We start from the raw sequence: 20091 nt of genomic DNA, 5'->3' as shown, positions 1-20091 counted from the left end.
CGGCGGGCACTAAGCTTGAAAGCAATGAAACTCGTTGAGCAGCTCCCTGTCCCGGCCGAACGCACGTCCAGCGGGACGAACCACGATCCGGACGAGCTCTACACCCGCTTTGTCGAATGGACGGAGAGCCGCGGGCTGTCCCTCTACGCCGCGCAGGACGAAGCCATCATGGAGCTGGCATCCGGAGACAACGTCATTCTGGCGACACCGACCGGTTCCGGCAAGTCCCTGGTGGCAATCGCCGCGCACTTCCAGGCCATGGCGCGCGGTGACCGCAGCTACTACACGGCTCCCATCAAGGCCCTCGTCTCGGAGAAATTCTTCGCCCTGTGCGACATCTTCGGCGCCGAAAACGTGGGCATGATCACCGGCGACTCGGGCGTCAACCAGGACGCGCCCATCATCTGCTGCACCGCGGAGATTCTCGCCAACATCGCCCTGCGCGAGGGCGCCGGGGCGGACCTCGGCGCAGTGATCATGGACGAGTTCCACTTCTACTCCGACCCGCAGCGCGGCTGGGCCTGGCAGGTACCCCTGCTGGAACTCCCGCAGGCGCAGTTCCTGCTGATGTCCGCCACGCTGGGGGACGTCAGCCGCTTCGAGGCCGGCCTCACGGAACTGACGGGACGCCCGACGACGACCGTCAGTTCCGCTGAACGTCCGATTCCGCTGCACTACTACTACGAGCAGACTCCTGTGCACGAGACCCTCGAGGAGCTGCTCTCCACCAAGCAGGTCCCCGTCTACGTGGTCCACTTCAGCCAGCTTGAGGCAATAGACCGGGCGCAGAACCTGATGAGCATCAACGTCTGCACCCGCGAGGAGAAGGACAAAATCGCTGAGCTGATTGCCGGCTTCCGTTTTGCGGCCGGGTTCGGCAAAACCCTCAACCGCCTGGTGCGGCACGGCATCGGCGTCCACCACGCCGGAATGCTGCCGAAGTACCGGCGGCTGGTGGAGCAGCTGGCGCAGGCCGGCCTGCTCAAGGTCATCTGCGGCACCGACACACTGGGTGTTGGCATCAATGTGCCCATCCGCACCGTCCTGCTCACCGCCCTGAGCAAGTACGACGGCGTCCGCACCCGGCTGCTGAACTCGCGCGAGTTCCACCAGATCGCGGGCCGCGCGGGGCGGGCCGGCTACGACACCGCCGGCACCGTGGTGGTGCAGGCTCCCGAACATGTGACTGAGAACGTCAAGGCGATGGCCAAGGCCACCGCCAAGTTCGGCGACGACCAGAAGAAACTCCGCCAGGTGGTCAAGCGCAAGCCGCCGGAGGGCTTTGTGTCCTGGGGCGAACCGACCTACAACCGGCTGGTCAACTCAGTCCCGGACCCGCTGACCTCCAGCTTCACTGTCACGCACGCCATGCTGATGAACCTGATGGAACGGCCCGGCGACCCGTTCAAGGCTGCCCGCCGGCTTCTCACCGAAAACCACGAACCCCGCAGTTCACAGCTGCAGCTGATGAAGAAGGCACTGGGTATCTACCGGGAGCTGCTGGCCGCGGGAGTTGTGGAACGGATTCCGCCCGAGGAACAGGGCCCGGACGGCAGGACCGTCCGGCTCACGGTCCACCTGCAGGCCAACTTCGCGCTGAACCAGCCGCTCTCGCCGTTCGCGCTGGCGGCGCTGGAACTCCTCGATCCGGAGTCGCCGTCGTACGCCCTTGATGTGGTGTCCGTCATCGAATCCACACTGGAGAAGCCCCGGCAGATCCTCTCGGCCCAGCAGAAGAAGGCCCGCGGCGAAGCCATCGCCGCCATGAAGGCCGACGGCATTGAATACGACCAGCGCATGGCCATGCTGGAGGATGTCACCTACCCGCAGCCGCTCGCGGAAATTCTTGGCGAGGCCTTCGATGTCTACCGCAAGGCCGCGCCGTGGGTGGGCGACTTCGAACTCGCGCCTAAATCGGTAGTCCGGGACATGTACGAACGGGCCATGAACTTCGGCGAATTCGTCCAGTTCTACGGGCTGGCCCGCTCCGAAGGCATTGTGCTGCGGTACCTCGCCGACGGCTTCAAGGCACTGCGGCAGACTGTGCCGCAGGACGCCCTGCGGGAGGACCTCGAGGACCTGATTGCGTGGCTGGGCGAGCTGGTCCGCCAGGTCGATTCCAGCCTCTTGGACGAATGGGAGGAGCTGACCTCAGGCGCCGCCCCGACTCCGCATGACGCTCCCCCGCCTCCCCCGCCGTCACTGACGTCCAACATCAGGGCCTTCCGGGTCATGGTGCGGAACGAGATGTTCCGGCGCGTGGAGCTCTTCGCCGATGAGGCGGCCACCGATCTGGGCGAGCTCGACGGCGCCGCCGGCTGGGATGCCGAACGCTGGGAAGACGTCCTGGACGACTACTTCGACGAACACAATGACATCGGCACCGGGCCGGACGCCCGCGGACCGGGCCTGCTGATCATCACCGAGGAACCCGGAATCTGGAAAGTGCGGCAGATCTTCGACGATCCCGCCCGGAACCACGACTGGGGCATCTCGGCAGAGGTGGACCTGGCGGCGTCCGACGAAACCGGCACTGCAGTGGTCCGGGTGACCGACGTGAACCGGCTGTAGTCGCTAGTAAACTCGAACAATGAGTGTAATCCGCCCCGCAACCGTTGAAGACGTCCCCGTCATCCTGCAGATGATCCACGAACTGGCCATCTACGAGAAGGAACCCCACGCCGTCCGGAACACCCCGGAAATGCTCGCCGGGGTCCTCTTCGGCGAAAATCCACGGGTATACGCCGCGATGGCGGAGAACGAATCCGGTGACGTCCGCGGCTTCGCGCTCTGGTTCCTGAACTACTCCACCTGGGAAGGCGTCCACGGCATCTACCTGGAGGACCTTTACGTGACCCCGGAGGCCCGCGGCGAAGGCCACGGCAAGGCGCTGCTGCAGCACCTGGCGGCCACCGCCGTCGAACGCAGTTACGCGCGCGTTGAGTGGAGCGTTCTGGACTGGAACGAACCGTCCATCAACTTCTACAAGAAGCTGGGCGCCTTTCCCATGGAAGAATGGTCCACTTTCCGGCTGACGGGGGAAGCCCTCGAATCCTTCGGGACGTCCCGCGAGGCGCAGGTCCTTGGCTGATCTACCGATGACCGGGCTCTCCGCCGTGGGAATGCTGGAGGCCGCAGCCGATGCCGCCGCCAAGGTTCCCGATGCCGTCCCGCACACCGTCAAGGCCCGCCATGAGTACCGCGGGATGCGCACCGCCGAGCACTATTTCGAGGTGCCGCTGGATCATTTCAGCGGCGGTACCGGGGAAACCATCACCGTGTTTGCGCGCGAGTACGTCTCCGCCGACCACAACGAGGAAGATGCCGCCAGGCTGCCGTGGCTGCTGTACCTTCAGGGCGGCCCCGGCGGACGCGGCAACCGTTTCCCCTCCCTGGGCGGCTGGAGCAAGGCCGCCGCCAGGGATTTCCGTATCCTCATGCTGGACCAGCGCGGCACGGGGCTGTCCACTCCAATCGACCGCAACACGCTCCCGCTTCGGGGGAACGAAACGGACCAGCTGGAGTACCTGACGCACTTCCGGGCGGACTCGATCGTGGCTGACGCGGAAGCGATCCGGTATGCCCTCGGGTCCGCACCGTGGACCATCTACGGGCAAAGCTACGGCGGCTTCTGTGCCCTCAGCTACCTCTCTTTCGCGCCGCACGGCCTGCGCGAGGCGCTCATCACCGGCGGGCTGGCTCCCCTGCAGGGCCCTGCGGACCGTGTGTACCAGGCCACCTACCGCCGCGTCGCGGCCCGCAACGCAGAATACTTCAAGTCCTACCCCGAGGACCGCGCCGCGGTCACCCGCATTGCCCGTCACCTTCGCGAAACGGTGGAGCACCTGCCCGACGGCGAGCGGCTCACCGTGGAGCGTTTCCAGATGGTGGGCTCGTTCCTTGGCGGAAACACCCGGGTGGACACCCTGCACCATCTGCTCGAGGACGCCTTCGTGGCCACACCCGCCGGCGACCGCCTTTCGGACGCGTTCCTGGAGCAGGTGCGTGGAGTCGTCACCCGTGCAGGGAACCCGCTGTATGCACTCATGCACGAGTCCATCTACGGGCAGCAGGAAGCGACGGACTGGGCCGCGTTGCGCGTACTCCAGGACTTTCCCGAATTCCGCCCGGACGCTGCCGAGCCGCTGCTGACCGGGGAAATGGTCTATCCCTGGTACTTCGAACAGGACGCCGCGCTCCGGCCGCTGAGCGATGTTGCCCAACTGCTGGCCGAGAAATCCGACTGGAAGCCGCTGTATGACCTGGAGCGGCTGGGAGCGAACACCGTTCCCGTTGCTGCCGCGGTGTACAGCGAGGACATCTACGTTGACCGGGACCTTTCGCTCGAAACGGCTTCGGCCGTGCGCGGGCTCCAGGTCTGGGAGACCGCGGACTTCCACCACGACGGCATCGCGGACGACGGCGAAGGCATCTTCGGGCGGCTGCTGGGAATGGTGCGCTCAGTCCGCAACTGAGCGGATCCGGAAAACAGAAAACCCCGGCCACCCATGCGGCCGGGGTTTTCTGTGCGTTGGGCGGTGCGGGAGCCTAGTCGGCGTCGCTCATGCTCTTGCGGGCATCCTCTTCGAGGCGGGCGTCCACCTTCGCCTGTGCGGCCTTGGAGCTCACCAGGCTGGCAATCACGGCGACGATGATGGTGCCGACGATGACGGCAAGGGACACGAACGTGGGGATTTCCGGGGCCCATTCGATGTGCTTGCCGCCGTTGATGAACGGGAGCTCGTTGACGTGCATCGCGTGGAGGACCAGCTTGACGCCAATGAACGCCAGGATGAAGGACAGCGCGTGCTTCAGGTAGATCAGGCGGTTCATCAGGCCGCCCAGCAGGAAGTACAGCTGGCGCAGGCCCATCAGGGCGAACAGGTTTGCGGTGAAGACGATGAACGGACTCTGCGTCAGGCCGAAGATCGCCGGGATGGAGTCAACAGCGAAGAGCAGGTCGGTCAGCCCGATCGTGACGAAAACGATCAGCATGGGGGTGAAGACCTTCTTGCCGTCAACCGTGGTGCGCAGCTTGCCGCCGTCGAACTTCTCCGACATCGGAATCACCTTGCGGAGCTTCGCGATCAGCGGGTTTTCCTTGTCCTCTTCGTCTTCACCCTCGTCCTGGGCCTGCTTCCACGCGGTCCAGAGCAGGAAGGCGCCGAAGATGTAGAAGACCCAGCTGAACTGCTCGATGACGATGGCGCCGAGCAGGATGAAGATGCCGCGCAGGATCAGCGCGATGATGATGCCCACCATCAACACTTCCTGCTGGTACTTACGGGGCACCGAGAAGCGCGCCATGATGATGATGAACACAAAGAGGTTGTCGATGCTGAGGCTGTACTCCGTCACCCAGCCAGCAACGAACTGCCCGCCAAATTCCGGGCCCGTGAAGGCAAACATCGCACCCGCAAAGACCAGGGCCAGGGCAACATAGAACGTGACCCACAGGCCGGCTTCCTTCATGGAAGGCTCGTGCGGGCGGCGCAGCACCAGGAGGAGGTCGAAAGCGAGGATGAGGCCGAGGACGACGAATGAGCCGACCTCAAACCAAACGGGTAAATCGAGCACAGGGATGCCTTTCGCAGGGTACAGAGATGCGGTGTAAGTCTCTCCGGCTTGCCTGTGCACTTGGTGCTGAATCGGCAGCCCGCTACGCCCGGCAGGGCATCTATGCCGTGCGTGTTGACGATCGTAGCGCTTGGGATACTCCCCTACGTGACAATAACTTTACCCTAGGCGTGCCCCGCTGCCTGCATCTGCCGCAGTTCCTTCTTCAACTCCCCTACTTCATCACGCAGCCGGGCCGCGAGTTCGAACTGGAGTTCGCCGGCCGCGGCGTGCATCTGTTCCGTCAGCTGCTCGATGAGTCCCACGAGGTCCTCCGCCGGCGCGGCCGCCAGACCGTCCGCGCGCACAGTCGACGCGCCCTTGCCCTTGCCGCGGGTCTTCCCGGAGGCGGCGAGCAGTTCGCGCGTGTCGGCGTCCTCTTTGGCGAGCTGGTCGGTGATGTCTGCGATCTTCTTCCGCAGCGGCTGCGGGTCGATGCCGTGTTCAGTGTTGTAGGCCACCTGGATGGCCCGCCGGCGGTTGGTTTCGTCGATGGCGTGCGCCATGGAGTCTGTGATGCGGTCGGCGTACATGTGCACCTGTCCCGAGACGTTACGGGCTGCGCGTCCGATGGTCTGGATCAGTGACGTGGAGGAACGCAGGAAGCCTTCCTTGTCCGCGTCCAGGATGCTCACGAGGGAGACTTCGGGCAGGTCCAGGCCTTCGCGGAGCAGGTTGATGCCCACCAGGACGTCGAAGACACCCATGCGGAGTTCCCGGAGGAGTTCCACGCGGCGGAGCGTGTCCACGTCGGAGTGCAGGTATTCCACCTTCACGCCGTGGCCCAGCAGGTAGTCGGTGAGGTCCTCGGCCATCCGTTTGGTGAGGGTGGTGACCAGGACGCGTTCGTTCTTCGCGGTGCGGGTCTTGATCTCGCCCAGCAGGTCGTCGATCTGGCCCTTGGTGGGTTTCACTACCACCTCGGGATCGATCAGGCCGGTGGGCCGGATGATCTGCTGCACGAAACCGTCGGACTTGCCGAGTTCGTACTTGCCGGGGGTGGCCGAAAGGTAGACGGTCTGGCCCACGCGCTCCTGGAACTCGTCCCACTTGAGCGGCCGGTTGTCCATCGCTGAAGGCAGGCGGAAGCCGAAGTCCACCAGGTTCCGCTTGCGGGACATGTCGCCCTCGTACATGGCGCCGATCTGCGGAACGGTGACGTGGGATTCGTCGATGACCAGCAGGAAGTCGTCGGGGAAGTAGTCGAGGAGGCAGTGCGGCGCGGTTCCGCGGGCGCGGCCGTCGATATGCGAGGAGTAGTTCTCGATGCCGTTGCAGAAGCCCATCTGCTGCATCATTTCGAGGTCGTACGTGGTGCGCATCCGGAGCCGCTGGGCCTCGACGAGCTTGTTCTGGCTTTCAAGCACCTGCAGCCGCTCGGCGAGCTCGTCTTCGATCCGCTTGATCGCCCGGCTCATGCGTTCCGGACCGGCCACGTAGTGCGACGCCGGGAATACGTACATCTCTTCCTCATCCCGGATCACTTCGCCGGTCAGCGGATGCAGGGTGTGGATGTTCTCGATTTCGTCACCGAAGAACTCGATCCGGATGGCCAGTTCCTCGTACATCGGGATGATTTCCACGGTGTCGCCGCGGACCCGGAACGTGCCGCGGTGGAAGTCCATGTCGTTGCGGGCGTACTGCATGGAGACGAACTTCCGGAGCAGGTCGTCGCGGTTCATCTCAGCCCCCTTGCGGAGGGTCACCATGCCGGCGATGTACTCTTCCGGCGTGCCCAGGCCGTAAATGCAGGACACGGTGGCCACCACGATCACGTCGCGGCGGGTCAGCAGCGCATTGGTGGCGGAGTGGCGGAGCCGTTCGACTTCCTCGTTCACCGAGGAGTCCTTCTCGATGAAGGTGTCCGTCTGCGCCACGTAGGCCTCGGGCTGGTAGTAGTCGTAGTACGACACGAAGTACTCGACGGCGTTGTTCGGGAGCAGTTCCCGGAATTCGTTGGCCAGCTGCGCGGCGAGGGTCTTGTTCTGCACCATCACCAGGGTGGGGCGCTGGACCTGCTCGATGAGCCAGGCCGTCGTCGCGCTTTTGCCCGTACCGGTGGCGCCAAGCAGCACCACGTCCTTTTCGCCGTTCTTGATGCGCTCCGTCAGCTCAGCGATGGCGGCCGGCTGGTCGCCTGCCGGCTTGAACTCGCTGATGACCTCGAACGGAGCCACGACGCGGTTGATTTCCTGGGCAAGACTCATGAATCTAATCTACCGCCGGGCACCGACATCGTGCCGTGATTCAGCTTTGGGCGGTACTGCCGGCTGTGCCTCCGCCTTCCCCGATGTCGGCTGGACCGCCGGCCGCGCCGGCGGCTATGGGTGTGGCATACGACGGCGGCTGCCATCCCGTGCGCCGCACCCACGCGTCCATCCGTTCGGCGGCGTGCTCGGAAAACCATGCTTCCTTGTCCGCCGCGTAACCCGCGGTTGACTTGTCCACCCTGTGGAGCGCCGCAACCCTCCGCTTCTCCGCCAGGTAGTCGGCCCTTGCCGCAGCGTCATCGCGAAGCCAGTCCCGGAAAGACAAAGCGAACCGCCACCCCGGCGAGCCCGCAGGCCGGATGTGCAGGTTCACGGGACGGCCGGGGTCCGCGTTTCCGTGCAGGCGTTTGGCCCAGTCGGCCGGATCAGGGTGCGAGGGCTTGGGGCTGTCGGCAAAAACGCCGGCCCACAGCGGAAAGCCCGCCGCGGCAAGCAACGGTGCGATCCGGTCGGCCGTTGCCAGGTCCGCAACAGTCAACTGGAGGTCGATGATGTCCTTGGCATCGAGCCCGGGGACCGCCGTGGACCCGATGTGATCGACCGCCAGGATGTCCGCCGGGACGGCAGCCGCGATCCGGCCGGCGAGCCGCGCCGCCTGTGTTCCCCACGTGGGATCGGCCGGGGCAAGCACCGGGCCGCCCGTCCGCGGAGCCGGCCGCTCCTTGCTGATGTTGTCCGCATAGGGGGCCAGCCGGCTGGCCCACAGCACGTCGACGGCAGCCTGCAGTTCATCAACGGTTCCGGAGTTGTCCAGCACCACGTCCGCCGCGGCCACGCGGACGTCCCTGGCGGCCTGCGCCGCCATCCTGGACCGCGCCTGCTCCTCGGTCATGTCCCGGTATTCCACCATGCGCTGCACCCGTACCTCGTCCGGGGCATCCACCACCAGCACCAGATGGAAATTGCTACCCTGGCCCGTCTCCACCAGCAGGGGTATGTCCTGCACAACGACGGCGCCGCGGGGGGCGGCGCCGATCATCGCTGCGGCCCGCTCCCGGACCAGGGGATGAACGATGCTGTTGAGAACGGCGAGCCTGTCCGGGTCGCCGAACACCAGCGCGCCAAGCCGCGCCCGGTCCAGCCGGCCGTCGGCACCCAGCATGTCCTCCCCGAAGGCCGCCACGACCCGGGCCAGGCCGGGGGTACCCGGCTCCACCACTTCACGGGCCAGGGCGTCGGCGTCGACCAGCACGGCCCCCAGCTTCCGCAAATGCGAGGCAACAACTGACTTCCCTGAGGCGATACCGCCCGTCAACCCGATCTTCAGCACCCCACCAGACTAAACTGATCCGGTGGTGGAAGAGGCTGAACCCAGGGAAAGCAGGGCAACTGCCTACACGACCCTTGCGGCCGGGCCCGACTTCCGCCATGAGCTGGAGGTCAAACGGTCGCGGTTCATCACGGTGATCCGGCGCACCGGCGACGAGGACGGCGCGAGGGCGCTGGTGGCCGGACTGCGCAAGGAGTTCCACGACGCCCGGCACCACTGCTCGGCGTTCGTCCTGGGACCAGACCGGGACATCCAGCGTTCGAGCGATGACGGAGAACCGTCCGGAACCGCGGGCATCCCCATGCTGGAGGCCCTCCTCCGACGCGAAACCGCGCCGGGGGTGACCGACCTCAGCGACATCAGTGCCGTCGTCGTCCGCTATTTTGGCGGGATTCTCCTGGGAGCCGGCGGACTGGTGCGCGCCTACTCGGAGTCCGTGTCGTCCGCCCTGGACCTGGCACCACTGGTTCGGCGGAGCCGGCTGAGGATCTGTTCCGTGGAGGTGCCGCATTCGGCGGCCGGGCGCCTGGAAAACGACCTCCGCGCTGCCGGCTATGTGATGGCGGAAACCAGCTACGGGGCCATCACCACGGTCCTCAGGCTCGCCCTGCCCGATCAGGCGGACGAACTTGAGCGGGCCGGCGAACGGCTTGCTTCCATGACTGCGGGCAGCGCCGCCCTGCGGCCGGGAGAAACGGAATGGATCGATGTGCCCTTCTGAACCGATGTCTCCTTCTTCACCGTCATCCCTCGCAGGCTGCGTGGAACTGCTGGACGTCACCGAGGAGATCCTGGAGAAGCTGCTGGACGTCGCCCTCACGGACGCCGCTGCCGACGACGTCACTCCCACGCTAGGTGCCACCCCCGGCTGGAACGCGGAGCGGATCGGCTGGTTCCTCAACTACCACCGCGCCGCGGCGGCCGGCCTCGACGGACCCGCCGCGCAGAAGTCCTGGGCGATCAGCTGCGATGGACGGCTTGCCGGTTCCATCCGGCTCAAGCGCGCCGGAACGGCAGCATCGGCCGTCACGGCGCTGGAAACCGGGCTCTGGCTGGGACGCAGCTTCCGGGGCCGGGGCATCGGCCGGGAGGCGTTGAAGCTCGTGTGCACCGTGGCTGCAGCTACAGGCGCCTCGGTGCTGCAGGCCGAAACGACCGCCGGAAATTCGGCGGCGCGGGCACTCTTGCGCTCGGCCGGTGCCGAGCTGGCCGGGGACGGCGTGACCACGCCCCTGACGGCCCGCATCAGTCTGCACTGACCCGGTCCTTCTCGGGGGTATCCCTGAGGCGTGAGTACACGAACATGTCCCGGCGCCGGCTGGCGTTTCCAGCACGGGCAGGTGGTTGGATGGACTGATAGTGCCCAACTGAGTTAGGGAGGCAACCCGTGGAAGATCCCTTCAACCTGGAACGGTTCGTGCAGGCCCAGGACGCCAACGGAACCTATCACAGGGCCCTTGGAGAGCTAGCCGACGGGTCCAAGGAAAGCCACTGGATGTGGTTCATCTTCCCTCAGGTCGCCGGCCTTGGGCAGACCCCCACCTCCCGGAGGTACGCGATCACGTCCCTGGCCGAGGCCAGGGCCTATCTGGGCCACCCCGTACTCGGTCCGCGGCTGCTTGAGTGCGCCCGGGCCGTTGCTGCCCACACCGGGGTCAGTGCTGTCCGGATCTTCGGCGGGATCGACGCGCGGAAGCTGCAGTCCTCCATGACCCTCTTCCTGCGCGCAGACCCCGCAGAGCCGGTCTTCCAGGAAGTTCTGGACCGCTACTTCGACGGAACCCCGGACCCTGCGACCGACCGGTTGCTGGGCTAAATAGAGGTGCCGGGATAAACAAAAAGGTGGCCGCCCCCTTTCGGGGACGGCCACCTTCAGCGTGCTAACTGCCTGGGCCCTCCGGAATCAGGTCCGGAAGAGAACCGGGAAATTAGTTGCCGGTCAGCTTCTCGCGCAGTGCTGCAAGAGCCTCGTCCGAAGCAAGCGTGCCTGCACCGGTCTCGGCTGCAGCCGGCTCGGAGGAGTAGCTGGTGGTGCCGGAATCGCTGTCACCGGACGTTGCAGCTGCAGCGTCGTCGGCAGCGTGCTGGGCAACCTGCTTCTTGTGTGCTTCCCAGCGGGTCTGGGCGTCAGCGTACTGCTGCTCCCAGGCTGCGCGCTGGTTCTCGTAGCCTTCAAGCCACTCGTTGGACTCCGGGTCGAAGCCCTCCGGGTACTTGTAGTTGCCCTCTTCGTCGTACTCAGCGGCCATGCCGTAGAGAGCGGGATCGAATTCGGTGCTGTCGGCGTCAACGCCCTCGTTAGCCTGCTTGAGGGAGAGGGAGATGCGGCGGCGCTCAAGGTCGATGTCGATGACCTTGACGAACAGCTCGTCACCAACGGAGACAACCTGCTCTGCCAGCTCCACGTGGCGGACTGCCAGCTCGGAGATGTGAACGAGGCCTTCGATGCCGTCTTCGACGCGAACGAACGCACCGAACGGAACGAGCTTGGTGACCTTACCCGGAACAACCTGGCCGAGGGCGTGGGTGCGGGCGAAGGTCTGCCACGGATCTTCCTGCGTAGCCTTGAGCGACAGGGAAACGCGCTCGCGGTCCAGGTCGACCTCGAGAACCTCGACAGTGACTTCCTGGCCAACTTCGACAACCTCGGACGGGTGGTCGATGTGCTTCCAGGACAGCTCGGAAACGTGAACCAGGCCGTCTACGCCGCCCAGGTCCACGAAGGCACCGAAGTTGACGATGGAGGAAACGACGCCCGGACGAACCTGGCCCTTTTCCAGCTTGTTGAGGAACGTGGAGCGGACCTCGGACTGGGTCTGCTCGAGCCATGCACGGCGGGACAGCACAACGTTGTTGCGGTTCTTGTCCAGCTCGATGATCTTGGCTTCGATCTGCTGACCGATGTACGGAGCAAGGTCGCGCACACGGCGCATCTCGACGAGGGATGCGGGCAGGAAGCCGCGCAGACCGATGTCGAGGATAAGACCACCCTTGACAACCTCGATGACGGTACCGGTGACGACACCGTCTTCTTCCTTGACCTTCTCGATGTCGCCCCAGGCGCGCTCGTACTGAGCACGCTTCTTGGAGAGGATCAGGCGGCCTTCTTTGTCTTCCTTGGTGAGCACCAGGGCTTCGACCTGATCGCCGACGGAGACGACGTCTCCGGGATCAACGTCGTGCTTGATGGACAGCTCGCGGGAGGGGATGACACCTTCGGTCTTGTAACCGATGTCGAGCAGAACTTCGTCGCGGTCGACCTTGACGACGGTACCTTCGACGAGGTCTCCGTCGTTGAAGTACTTGATGGTGGCGTCGACTGCTGCGAGGAAGTCCTCAGCGGTACCGATGTCGTTAATCGCGACTACGGGGGTACCGGGCTTCTCGGTGGAGGTGATGGTCATGTAGTAGGGGCTCCGTTGTGGATAGTTAGTCGGTCAGGCGGACCGCCGCACACCCGTATGGACGGGGGCGCGGGTGATGGCCGACCACATAGGTCTGCCAGGTTCATCCTGATTTGTGGATTCTAGACACGTGCACGTAGTACACGCCCGTTTATTCTAGTCGCCGCGGCCAACACCGGTCAAAGCGGCCGGCATGGTCGCCGGCCGCTTTCACGTCGCTCGTGCCGCGGGGGGCCGGCCGGTATCGGCTTAGAAATGCGTCAGGCAGTGCGGCGCCCGTTCGACGGCGAACATCAGCCGCGCCCGGACGGCGGCGCCGGGCGCGTGTTCCCGGATCCGTCCCGCCGCCTTCAAGGTCACCGGACACACAGCACCGAGGTAGATGGAGGCGAGGTCGGCCACGTCCATCGACAGCTCCGGCAGGACATCTGCCGGCGCCGCCGAGACACTGGCCTCGCCGCCGCTGACGTCCAGGATGAACGTGCCGCCGGCGAATCCCATGGCATCTTCAACAGCGAGCACCAGCCGGCCGTCAGCGGAGTAGCGGCGGGCGCCCAATGCCTTGCCGGCGTCCAGTATCCGCAGCCAGAGCATGTCCCGGTGGTCGGAGGCCTCAACACAGCGCGGGTCCGAGAGGGCCCACACCAGCGGATCATCCACCGGTGCGTCCGCCCAGCTGACCCGCTGGATCAGGTCGATGCTGCCCAGGAACTGCCAGAGCTCCAGGTACGCGGCATCCGTTCCTGCCACCAGGTCCACCACTTCCACCGTGTAGGGCTTGGTGTCCCAGCCGGCGAACTTGTACGAGACGTAGCCGTCCACTGCTCCAGCGGCGTCGTAGTGCAGCGCACACTTGATGGCTTCATCTTCGTTGCCGTCACGGCCCACCGTTCCGGATACGTTCTGCCGATAGGCGTCCTGGCGGACGATGGAACCCGGGGTGTGCCGGTGCACCCGCTCAAACACTTCAGGGGCCAGGTCGAGCAGCACCTTCCGGTCCGCGATCTCCACCGCGCCGGAGGGCTGGTGACGGAGCCCGAACCGTGGTCCGGTATCCACCTTGATGCTGCGTTCAAAGGTGGCAACACCGTAGCCGAACCTGCCGTAGATGGAACCCTCCGAGGCGGTCAGGGCGGCCATGGCCAGGCCGTCGCCCTTCGCCGCGGTCAGGTCCTCGGTCATCATCCGCCGCAGCAGCCCCTGGCGGCGGTGCGTTCCCCGCACAGTCACCGCCGTCACCATATGCGTCAGCAGCTGGCGTCCGTAGCCGACGTTCAGGTCCCTGCGGAGTGTCCCGAAGGTTGCCACCGGAATGCCGGCGCCCAAAGCATGCGGTGCGACCTCCCCCGTCTGGTAGACGCCGGTCAGCACGCGTCCGTCCGAGCGGTACATGGACATGATCTTGTCCACGAATTCATCGCTCCTGCGGGTGTCGTGGAATCCGAAGCCCACGGCCTGGATCCAGTCGGTTCCCTCTTCGTAGCCGGGCGCACCCTTCTCTGCCGCCCCGAACCGCCGGATCTCATACTTGTCTGCCACGTAATGCTCCCCCTTGAACCGAATGAATGACCCATGCAGGACGCCCGCGCAAGGCGTCCTGCATGCCTTGAGACTGCTTAGTGACCGGCGTCGTACCAGCTGGGCCCGACGCCGATCTGGACGTCCAGCGGCACGCTGAGGTCCGCGGCGGAGCCCATCTGCTCCGTCACCAGCTTTTCCACCGCTTCCCGTTCACCGGCGGCAACTTCAAGCACCAGTTCGTCATGGACCTGCAGGAGCATCCGTGATTTGAGGCCCTGGGCCTTCAATTCAGCATGCACGCCCAGCATGGCCCGTTTGATGATGTCCGCCGCGGAACCCTGGATGGGTGAGTTGAGCGCAATGCGTTCCGCGTTCTCGCGCAGCTGGCGGTCCGTGCTGGTGAGGTCCGGCAGGTAACGGCGGCGCCCCTCGATGGTGGCCGTGAAGCCGTCGATCCGGGCCTGGTCCACCACGCCGCGGAGGTAGTCGCGCACGGCTCCGAAGCGGTCGAAGTATTCCTTCATCAATGTCCGGGCCTCGTCAACAGAAATTTCCAGCTGCTTGGACAGTCCGAACGAGGTCAGGCCGTAGGCCAGGCCGTAGGACATCGCCTTGACCTTGGACCGCATGGCACTTGTGACCTGGTCGGTGGGCACGTGGAAGATGTTCGATCCCACAAACCGGTGAAGGTCTTCGCCGTCCCGGTAGGCCTGGATCAGGCCGGCGTCCCCCGAGAGGTGGGCCATGATCCGCATCTCGATCTGCGAATAGTCCGCGGAAAGGAGGCATTCATAGCCCTCGCTGACCACGAAGATGCCACGGACGCGCCGGCCCTCTTCGCTCCGGATGGGGATGTTCTGCAGGTTGGGGTTGTTGGACGAGATACGGCCGGTGGCTGCGACATTTTGCGCATAGGTGGTGTGGATGCGGCCGTCCTCGGCGACGGACTTCTTCAGCGACTCCAGCATCTGGCGGAGTTTCGAGGATTCCCGGTGCGCCATCAGCTGGACCAGGAATTCGTGCCCGGTCTTTTCCAGGAGGTTCTTGAGCGATGCGGCGTCGGTGGTGTAACCGGACTTGATCTTCTTGGTCTTGGGCAGCTGGAGTTCGTCGAACAGCACGGTCTGCAGCTGTTTGGGTGATCCGAGGTTGACCTCGTGTCCGATGGCGGCGAAGGCAAGTTCCTGGGCGTTGTCGATCACCTTGGCAAGGTCGGCCAGCTGCTCATCCATCCGCTGCATGTCGATGGCGATTCCGGCGAGTTCCATATCCGCCAGTACCTGGCTCACCGGAAGTTCCAGCGTGGACAGCAGCTCCTCGGCCTTGCGCTCCTTCAGTTCCGCCTCGAAGTAGCGGCTGAGGGCGTGGACGACGGCGGCAGCGTGGACGAGTTCACCGGCGGCGGCGGAGTCATCGCCGTCGAACGACAATTCCAGCTGCCCGGCCTTCGCCACGGCGGTGGAGATTTCGATGTTGAGGTGGTGCTGCGCCAGCTCCGCGAGCTCGTAAGTGCGGCGGTCGGGCTGGATGAGGTAACCGGAAATCGACGTATCGTCGACGACGCCTTCCAGTTCCAGTCCGCGGGCGCTCAGGGCCTTGAGGGCGGCCTTGAAGCCGTGCATGACCTTGGGCGCTTCCGGGTCGCGCAGCCAGGCCGCCAGGACGTTTTCGGCCTCGGCATCCTGGCCGGAAAGGTCGATGTATACCGCGGCTCCGTCCCGGACGATTGCCAGCGCGGCGGCATCCTCGCCGATGCGTCCGGGAACAAGGTCGACGGCGACGGCGGACCGCTGACCGGCGCCCGCAGCCAGGAATGCGCTCAGCTCGGCTGCTCCGGCGGGCGTGCTGTAATCCGGGATGTCGAGGCTCTCACGCTCGGCGAGGTCCACCTCTTCGGCGCCGTAGAGGGCAAAGAGCCGGGTGCGGATGGTCTTAAACTCCAGCTCGTCGAACAGCTGTTCCAGCGCCGCCTGGTCCGGCCGGGGGTCGGCGAGGTCGTCCAGGGTCACGGGAAGCTCGAGGTCGGTGTGGAGCCTGTTCAACCGGCGGTTCCGCTTCACGGCGTCCACGTTTTCGCGGAGGGAGTCGCCCACCTTGCCGCCGATCTTGTCGAGGTGTTCCAGCACGCCTTCCAGGCCGCCGTAGAGGTTGATCCACTTGGCGGCCGTCTTGGGACCAACGCCGGGCACGCCGGGAAGGTTGTCCGCAGACTCGCCCACCAGGGCGGCCAGGTCCGAATACTGGGCGGGGCTGACAAAGTACTTTTCCTGGATGGCGGGGGCATCCAGGCGGGGAATGTCGCTGACGCCCTTCCTGGGGTAGAGCACAAAGACGTTGTCCGTAATCAGCTGGAAGGCGTCGCGGTCGCCCGTCACCAGCAGCACTTCGTAGCCTGCCTTTTCCCCCATGGCGGCGAGCGTAGCCAGGACGTCATCCGCTTCGTAGCCGGGCATCTTGATGGTCTTGATGCCCCACGCGCCCATGACCTTGTCAATAAGGTCGATCTGGCCGCTCATCTCACGGGGAGTTTCGTTGCGGCCGCCCTTGTACTCGCTGTACTCGGCCTTCCGGTGGGTGGTCTCGTCAGAGACGTCGAACGCCACAGCTACGTGCGTGGGCTTCTGTTCCTTGATCAGGTTGATGAGCATGGACGTGAAACCGTGGATCGCGTTGGTGTGCTGCCCCGCGGCGGTGGAAAACTTGTCCGCGGGCAGCGCGAAGAACGCCCGGAAGGCCATCGAGTGCCCGTCCAGCACCAGGAGGCGCGGCTGGTCGGTGATGGGAATCACGGGGGCCTCGGTGGCGGAAACCGGCTCCGCGGTGCGTGTGGTTTTCCGGGCGGGTTTGGCCGCAGTCGCTGATTCGGCCTCAGCTGCCGGGAGGATGTCTGCAGCAGTGTCTGCCGAAAGGGGGGCAAGGGCCGGTTTGGTAGTTTCGCTCACAGGTGCCAGCCTAGTTCCCATGATGGACAATTTCACGCCCGGGCCGTTCGCTGACGAACTGGCAGCCGCCGGAATCCCGAAGGAAATGCATGAGTGGCTGGGCGAATACGGCGTCGGTGCGCTGGTGGTGAAGATGGGCATCCACTTCCTCGAAATGAGCCCCGAACGCACCGTGGCAACCATGCCGGTGGAAGGCAACACGCAGGTGGCCGGGATCCTGCACGGCGGCGCCCACGTGGTGCTGGCCGAGACGCTCGGCTCATTCGCTGCAGGCATGCACGCCGGCCCGGGACGGCAGGCGGTGGGCATTGAGGTGGGGGCAACCCATCACCGCGCCATTGCCTCCGGCACTGTGACAGGAACCTGCATCGCGATCCACCTGGGGCGCACGCTGACCACGCACGAGATCGTGATGACCGATGAGAAGGGCCGCAGGCTCTCCACCGCCCGCATCACCAACCTGATCCGGGACATCGCACCCTGAGGCTTGAGCCGGGCCGGTTCAGCCGAGCCTGTACCGCAGCTCGACAATTCCCCTGCCCATCGTGCTGGACGCCTCCAGCTCCAGCGGCCGGGTTGGCCCTGTTTTGACGGGCAGCACAGGCTTTCCGGCACCGAGAACCACCGGGATGATGGACACGATGATTTCGTCCAGCAGGCCTGCATCGGCGAATTGGGCCGCCAGCTCTCCCCCGCCAACCAGCCAGACGTTCTTGCCGCCGGCATCTGCCCTGAAATCGTCCATGAATTCTTGGACGTCGCCGCGGACGAACGTGACATCGGCTCCCCGGGGCGCGGAGTGTTCGTGGTGGGTAAAGACCCAGCACGGAGTGTCAGGGTAGGGCCAGTTGTCCGGCTCGTGCTCCATCAGCCAGGCGTAGGTGTCGCCGCCCATGACGATGCAGCCGACCTCGGACATAAAGGCTTCGTAGCTTTCCCGGCCGCCTTCGAACCCGTCGAACTGGAGGAGCCATGCCAGGTTGTCATCGGACGTGGCGATGAATCCGTCGAGGGATGAGGCCACGAAATATTGGAGTCTGGACATGGCCCCAGCCTAGTCATTTGGACTCGGGGTTCCCATACTCCACGCGCATGCCCGGATCATCACGGAGCACCACCACCTTGCCGCTCCGAAGCGTCCAGCCCTCGTTGAGCAGGAAGACGCGGCCGCCGCTGACCACGAGCAGCCGCAGGCCGCTGTACTGGTACACCGGATGTTCCGCCGTGCCGCTGGATTGTTCGGTGACGTTGGGCGCACTGATTCCCAGCCGGTCCTTGCTGTACACAACGGCGGTGGGCAGGAGCGCGGACCGTTGCTCGTAACTGACCGCAAGTCCCCGGCCCAGCGCCTGGGCGTAGTCGGAAGTGCCCCAGAAGAGCAGCAGCGTCACCAGGCAGAAGATGAGCGTCTTTTCTGACCCGCGGGACAGTGCGGCCACGTTGCGCCCGGGTGCTTCGGCGGACCGCCGCCACAGGCTCAGTCCCCAGGCGGACAGGAGTACGCCGCCGGCCATGATGTACGGCACGAACAGCACGGTGCGTTCGGGCTGGAGAATCACCACGATCCACATGGCAGTCGCGCAGGCCAGTCCAGCAACCAGGATCACGGCGGCGAGCCTCCGGATGCCCGCACGCCTGCCGGCGTTGAGGCGTCCGGCGAGGAACCTGTCCACGGAAAGCCAGACTGAAGCCACGATCAGCAGCCAGACCAGCGGGATGAACAAAGACGGGATGCTCCTGAGGACAAAGTCCTGAACGGTGAAGCCGAAGAGGCTGACATCCAGCCCCATGGCCTTCGCCTGGGCATCCGTGCGCGCCCAGCCGAAGTAAACCAGCAAAGCAGTCGCGATGGTCAATGGCGGGCCGATGACCGCCAGCATGTCGACAGCGCGTTTCCAGCGGGGATCCGCCTCCGGTTCGCCGCTCATGATGTTGGTCCTGCCGACGCCCCGGACGGCGGCGGGGAAATGTCCGGCGGTGACGCGGGCGGTGTGGCCGGCGTGGACGGCGTCGGGTCAGCATAACGGAGCAGGGCTTCACCGGACACCGGGGGCGTTGCAGCCACTGTCACGGTGGCGGACGTGGCGCCTGATGCGGTCGGCGGCGCGTAAAACTCGAAGGGGCCGAACTGCGGGCCTTCGACGTCAACCGGATTGCCGTCCACCAGGACTTTGTCCACATTCACGAAGAACCCCTGGAGGCGCACCCGGGCTCCGCCGACGGAGGAAACGGATGGCGGGGCTGTGCCGGCAGAGGGCCCGTCGAGGACCGTCAGGCCTGTCAGTCGACGGGGGCAGTCGTCGCCTGCCCCTGCTGCGTTCACCACGAGCTTGACCCCCGGGTTGGCGGTCCGCAGTTCCACTGCCTGCTGCAGCGATTCCGTGACTTTGTTTTCCCAGCACCGTTCGGGCGGCAGGCCGGGAACCCCGGCCAACGCAGCCTGTGCCTGCTGCCAGTCCGCCGGCAGGTCCGTGGACAGTGCCTGGCAGGTGGCCTCCGCGGCCTTCCAGACGGCAGGAAACGCCGTGTTCAGCGTTGACTCGCGGAGGCCTGCGCAGTCGAGGCTGCGCAGGAGCTCGTACAGCGTCCCCTCGGGCGGATCGGTGGGTGCGGCCGGTCCAATGGGGACCCACCGGATGACAGGGGCGCCGGCAACAGGAGGTCCGTCAACCGGACCGGGCAACGGTGCAGCCGTGGGCGGATCATTCGGGGAGGAGGACGAAGCGGCCGGATCCGGGGCTGCGGGTGGTGCCGCCGTCGTCGAACTTGCCTGGGATTCCGGTGGCGGGGATGGCGGAGCGGCGCAGCCGCCCGCAAGGAGCAGCAGGCACCAAGCCGCGGCGATTCCTGGAAGTCCGGCTGCTAGCCGGGCTGCTGCCCCGGTTCGACTGTGCATGACAGACCCGCCTGCTTGCGGTTCCCGGCAGGGGAACCGGCCTGGATAAACCCTTCGGGATGGCTCCCGGCATCGGCCGGCTGCGGAGCCGGACCAAACACGCTGAAACAGTGTTAACTATTCCCCCGTTGGGTCATATCCGCCAGAGCAGTCCCGTGCGCTCCACAGGTAA

At 65.4% G+C, this 20091-nt stretch carries 16 protein-coding genes; 7 read left to right on the top strand and 9 right to left on the bottom strand.

All coding sequences use genetic code 11. The annotated features are described in order from the left end of the window. Positions 1-24: 24 nt before the first annotated feature. From ARTH_RS10485 to ARTH_RS10475, 3 genes are read left to right on the top strand one after another with little or no spacing between them, the layout of a single operon-like run. On the top strand, positions 25-2571 hold the full coding sequence (locus tag ARTH_RS10485) for a DEAD/DEAH box helicase (protein ID WP_011691920.1): 2547 nt from the start codon (positions 25-27) through the stop codon (positions 2569-2571). Between the two features lie 19 nt (positions 2572-2590). Further along, positions 2591-3091 (top strand): GNAT family N-acetyltransferase, encoded by a 501-nt coding sequence (locus ARTH_RS10480; RefSeq protein WP_011691919.1) that lies wholly within the window; start codon positions 2591-2593, stop codon positions 3089-3091. A 31-nt stretch (positions 3092-3122) separates the two neighbouring features. Further along, complete coding sequence (locus ARTH_RS10475; protein WP_043430679.1) at positions 3123-4475, top strand: alpha/beta fold hydrolase; 1353 nt, start codon at positions 3123-3125, stop codon at positions 4473-4475. 73 nt (positions 4476-4548) lie between these two features. Here the strand turns inward: ARTH_RS10475 and ARTH_RS10470 are convergent, their stop codons facing one another. The 3 genes from ARTH_RS10470 to coaE form a co-directional block, all read right to left on the bottom strand. Beyond that, positions 4549-5577, bottom strand: coding sequence for a TerC family protein (locus ARTH_RS10470; protein ID WP_043429752.1), 1029 nt, complete (start codon positions 5575-5577; stop codon positions 4549-4551). A gap of 164 nt (positions 5578-5741) precedes the next feature. After that, positions 5742-7823: an excinuclease ABC subunit UvrB gene (gene uvrB / locus ARTH_RS10465; RefSeq protein WP_011691916.1), complete on the bottom strand. Its 2082-nt coding sequence runs from the start codon at positions 7821-7823 to the stop codon at positions 5742-5744. A gap of 40 nt (positions 7824-7863) precedes the next feature. Then, positions 7864-9156 carry a dephospho-CoA kinase gene (gene coaE, locus ARTH_RS10460; protein ID WP_011691915.1) on the bottom strand — a complete coding sequence of 431 codons (1293 nt, stop codon included), beginning with the start codon at positions 9154-9156 and terminating at the stop codon, positions 7864-7866. A gap of 22 nt (positions 9157-9178) precedes the next feature. Between coaE and ARTH_RS10455 the strand changes: the two genes are divergently transcribed. The 3 genes from ARTH_RS10455 to ARTH_RS10445 all read left to right on the top strand — a co-directional run bounded on the left by ARTH_RS10455 (position 9179) and on the right by ARTH_RS10445 (position 10972). Then, positions 9179-9877, top strand: a complete 699-nt coding sequence (locus tag ARTH_RS10455; protein ID WP_011691914.1) for an IMPACT family protein — start codon at positions 9179-9181, stop codon at positions 9875-9877. 4 nt (positions 9878-9881) lie between these two features. Continuing rightward, on the top strand, positions 9882-10415 hold the full coding sequence (locus ARTH_RS10450) for a GNAT family N-acetyltransferase (protein WP_011691913.1): 534 nt from the start codon (positions 9882-9884) through the stop codon (positions 10413-10415). Positions 10416-10543: 128 nt separating this feature from the next. Further along, on the top strand, positions 10544-10972 hold the full coding sequence (locus ARTH_RS10445; RefSeq protein ID WP_011691912.1) for a DUF1810 domain-containing protein: 429 nt from the start codon (positions 10544-10546) through the stop codon (positions 10970-10972). Between the two features lie 112 nt (positions 10973-11084). Here the strand turns inward: ARTH_RS10445 and rpsA are convergent, their stop codons facing one another. The 3 genes from rpsA to polA form a co-directional block, all read right to left on the bottom strand. Beyond that, the gene (rpsA, locus tag ARTH_RS10440; RefSeq protein WP_011691911.1) at positions 11085-12560 is read right to left on the bottom strand and encodes a 30S ribosomal protein S1; all 1476 of its coding nucleotides are present in this window, start codon (positions 12558-12560) and stop codon (positions 11085-11087) included. Between the two features lie 249 nt (positions 12561-12809). Further along, positions 12810-14099, bottom strand: coding sequence for a GNAT family N-acetyltransferase (locus tag ARTH_RS10435; RefSeq protein WP_011691910.1), 1290 nt, complete (start codon positions 14097-14099; stop codon positions 12810-12812). Positions 14100-14176: 77 nt separating this feature from the next. Further along, positions 14177-16819, bottom strand: a complete 2643-nt coding sequence (gene polA, locus ARTH_RS10430) for a DNA polymerase I (protein WP_043430677.1) — start codon at positions 16817-16819, stop codon at positions 14177-14179. Between the two features lie 223 nt (positions 16820-17042). On the opposite strand from polA, the gene ARTH_RS10425 reads away from it, so the two are divergent. Beyond that, positions 17043-17507: a hotdog fold thioesterase gene (locus tag ARTH_RS10425; protein ID WP_011691908.1), complete on the top strand. Its 465-nt coding sequence runs from the start codon at positions 17043-17045 to the stop codon at positions 17505-17507. Between the two features lie 18 nt (positions 17508-17525). Here ARTH_RS10425 and ARTH_RS10420 read toward each other — a convergent pair whose 3' ends face one another. The 3 genes from ARTH_RS10420 to ARTH_RS10410 are packed head-to-tail and all read right to left on the bottom strand — an operon-like array spanning position 17526 to position 19919. Further along, the gene (locus ARTH_RS10420) at positions 17526-18068 is read right to left on the bottom strand and encodes a dihydrofolate reductase family protein (protein ID WP_011691907.1); all 543 of its coding nucleotides are present in this window, start codon (positions 18066-18068) and stop codon (positions 17526-17528) included. A 13-nt stretch (positions 18069-18081) separates the two neighbouring features. Further along, positions 18082-18951 (bottom strand): hypothetical protein, encoded by an 870-nt coding sequence (locus tag ARTH_RS10415; protein WP_011691906.1) that lies wholly within the window; start codon positions 18949-18951, stop codon positions 18082-18084. Next, positions 18948-19919, bottom strand: a complete 972-nt coding sequence (locus tag ARTH_RS10410; RefSeq protein ID WP_011691905.1) for a hypothetical protein — start codon at positions 19917-19919, stop codon at positions 18948-18950. The genes ARTH_RS10415 and ARTH_RS10410 overlap by 4 nt, the downstream gene beginning before the upstream one ends. Positions 19920-20091 lie beyond the last annotated feature (172 nt).

It is taken from the genome of Arthrobacter sp. FB24, assembly GCF_000196235.1.
Lineage (GTDB): Bacteria > Actinomycetota > Actinomycetes > Actinomycetales > Micrococcaceae > Arthrobacter.
This window is presented reverse-complemented; position numbering and strand designations above follow the sequence as displayed.

Bases quoted from the DNA above. Each gene is read 5' to 3' on its own strand.
- ARTH_RS10485 (WP_011691920.1), top strand. From the start codon at position 25: ATGAAACTCGTTGAGCAGCTCCCTGTCCCGGCCGAACGCACGTCCAGC.
- ARTH_RS10480 (WP_011691919.1), top strand. From the start codon at position 2,591: ATGAGTGTAATCCGCCCCGCAACCGTTGAAGACGTCCCCGTCATCCTG.
- ARTH_RS10475 (WP_043430679.1), top strand. From the start codon at position 3,123: ATGCTGGAGGCCGCAGCCGATGCCGCCGCCAAGGTTCCCGATGCCGTC.
- uvrB (WP_011691916.1), bottom strand. From the start codon at position 7,823: ATGAGTCTTGCCCAGGAAATCAACCGCGTCGTGGCTCCGTTCGAGGTC.
- ARTH_RS10450 (WP_011691913.1), top strand. From the start codon at position 9,882: ATGTCTCCTTCTTCACCGTCATCCCTCGCAGGCTGCGTGGAACTGCTG.
- rpsA (WP_011691911.1), bottom strand. From the start codon at position 12,560: ATGACCATCACCTCCACCGAGAAGCCCGGTACCCCCGTAGTCGCGATT.
- polA (WP_043430677.1), bottom strand. From the start codon at position 16,819: ATGGCCTTCCGGGCGTTCTTCGCGCTGCCCGCGGACAAGTTTTCCACC.
- ARTH_RS10425 (WP_011691908.1), top strand. From the start codon at position 17,043: ATGATGGACAATTTCACGCCCGGGCCGTTCGCTGACGAACTGGCAGCC.
- ARTH_RS10420 (WP_011691907.1), bottom strand. From the start codon at position 18,068: ATGTCCAGACTCCAATATTTCGTGGCCTCATCCCTCGACGGATTCATC.
- ARTH_RS10415 (WP_011691906.1), bottom strand. From the start codon at position 18,951: ATGAGCGGCGAACCGGAGGCGGATCCCCGCTGGAAACGCGCTGTCGAC.
- ARTH_RS10410 (WP_011691905.1), bottom strand. From the start codon at position 19,919: ATGCACAGTCGAACCGGGGCAGCAGCCCGGCTAGCAGCCGGACTTCCA.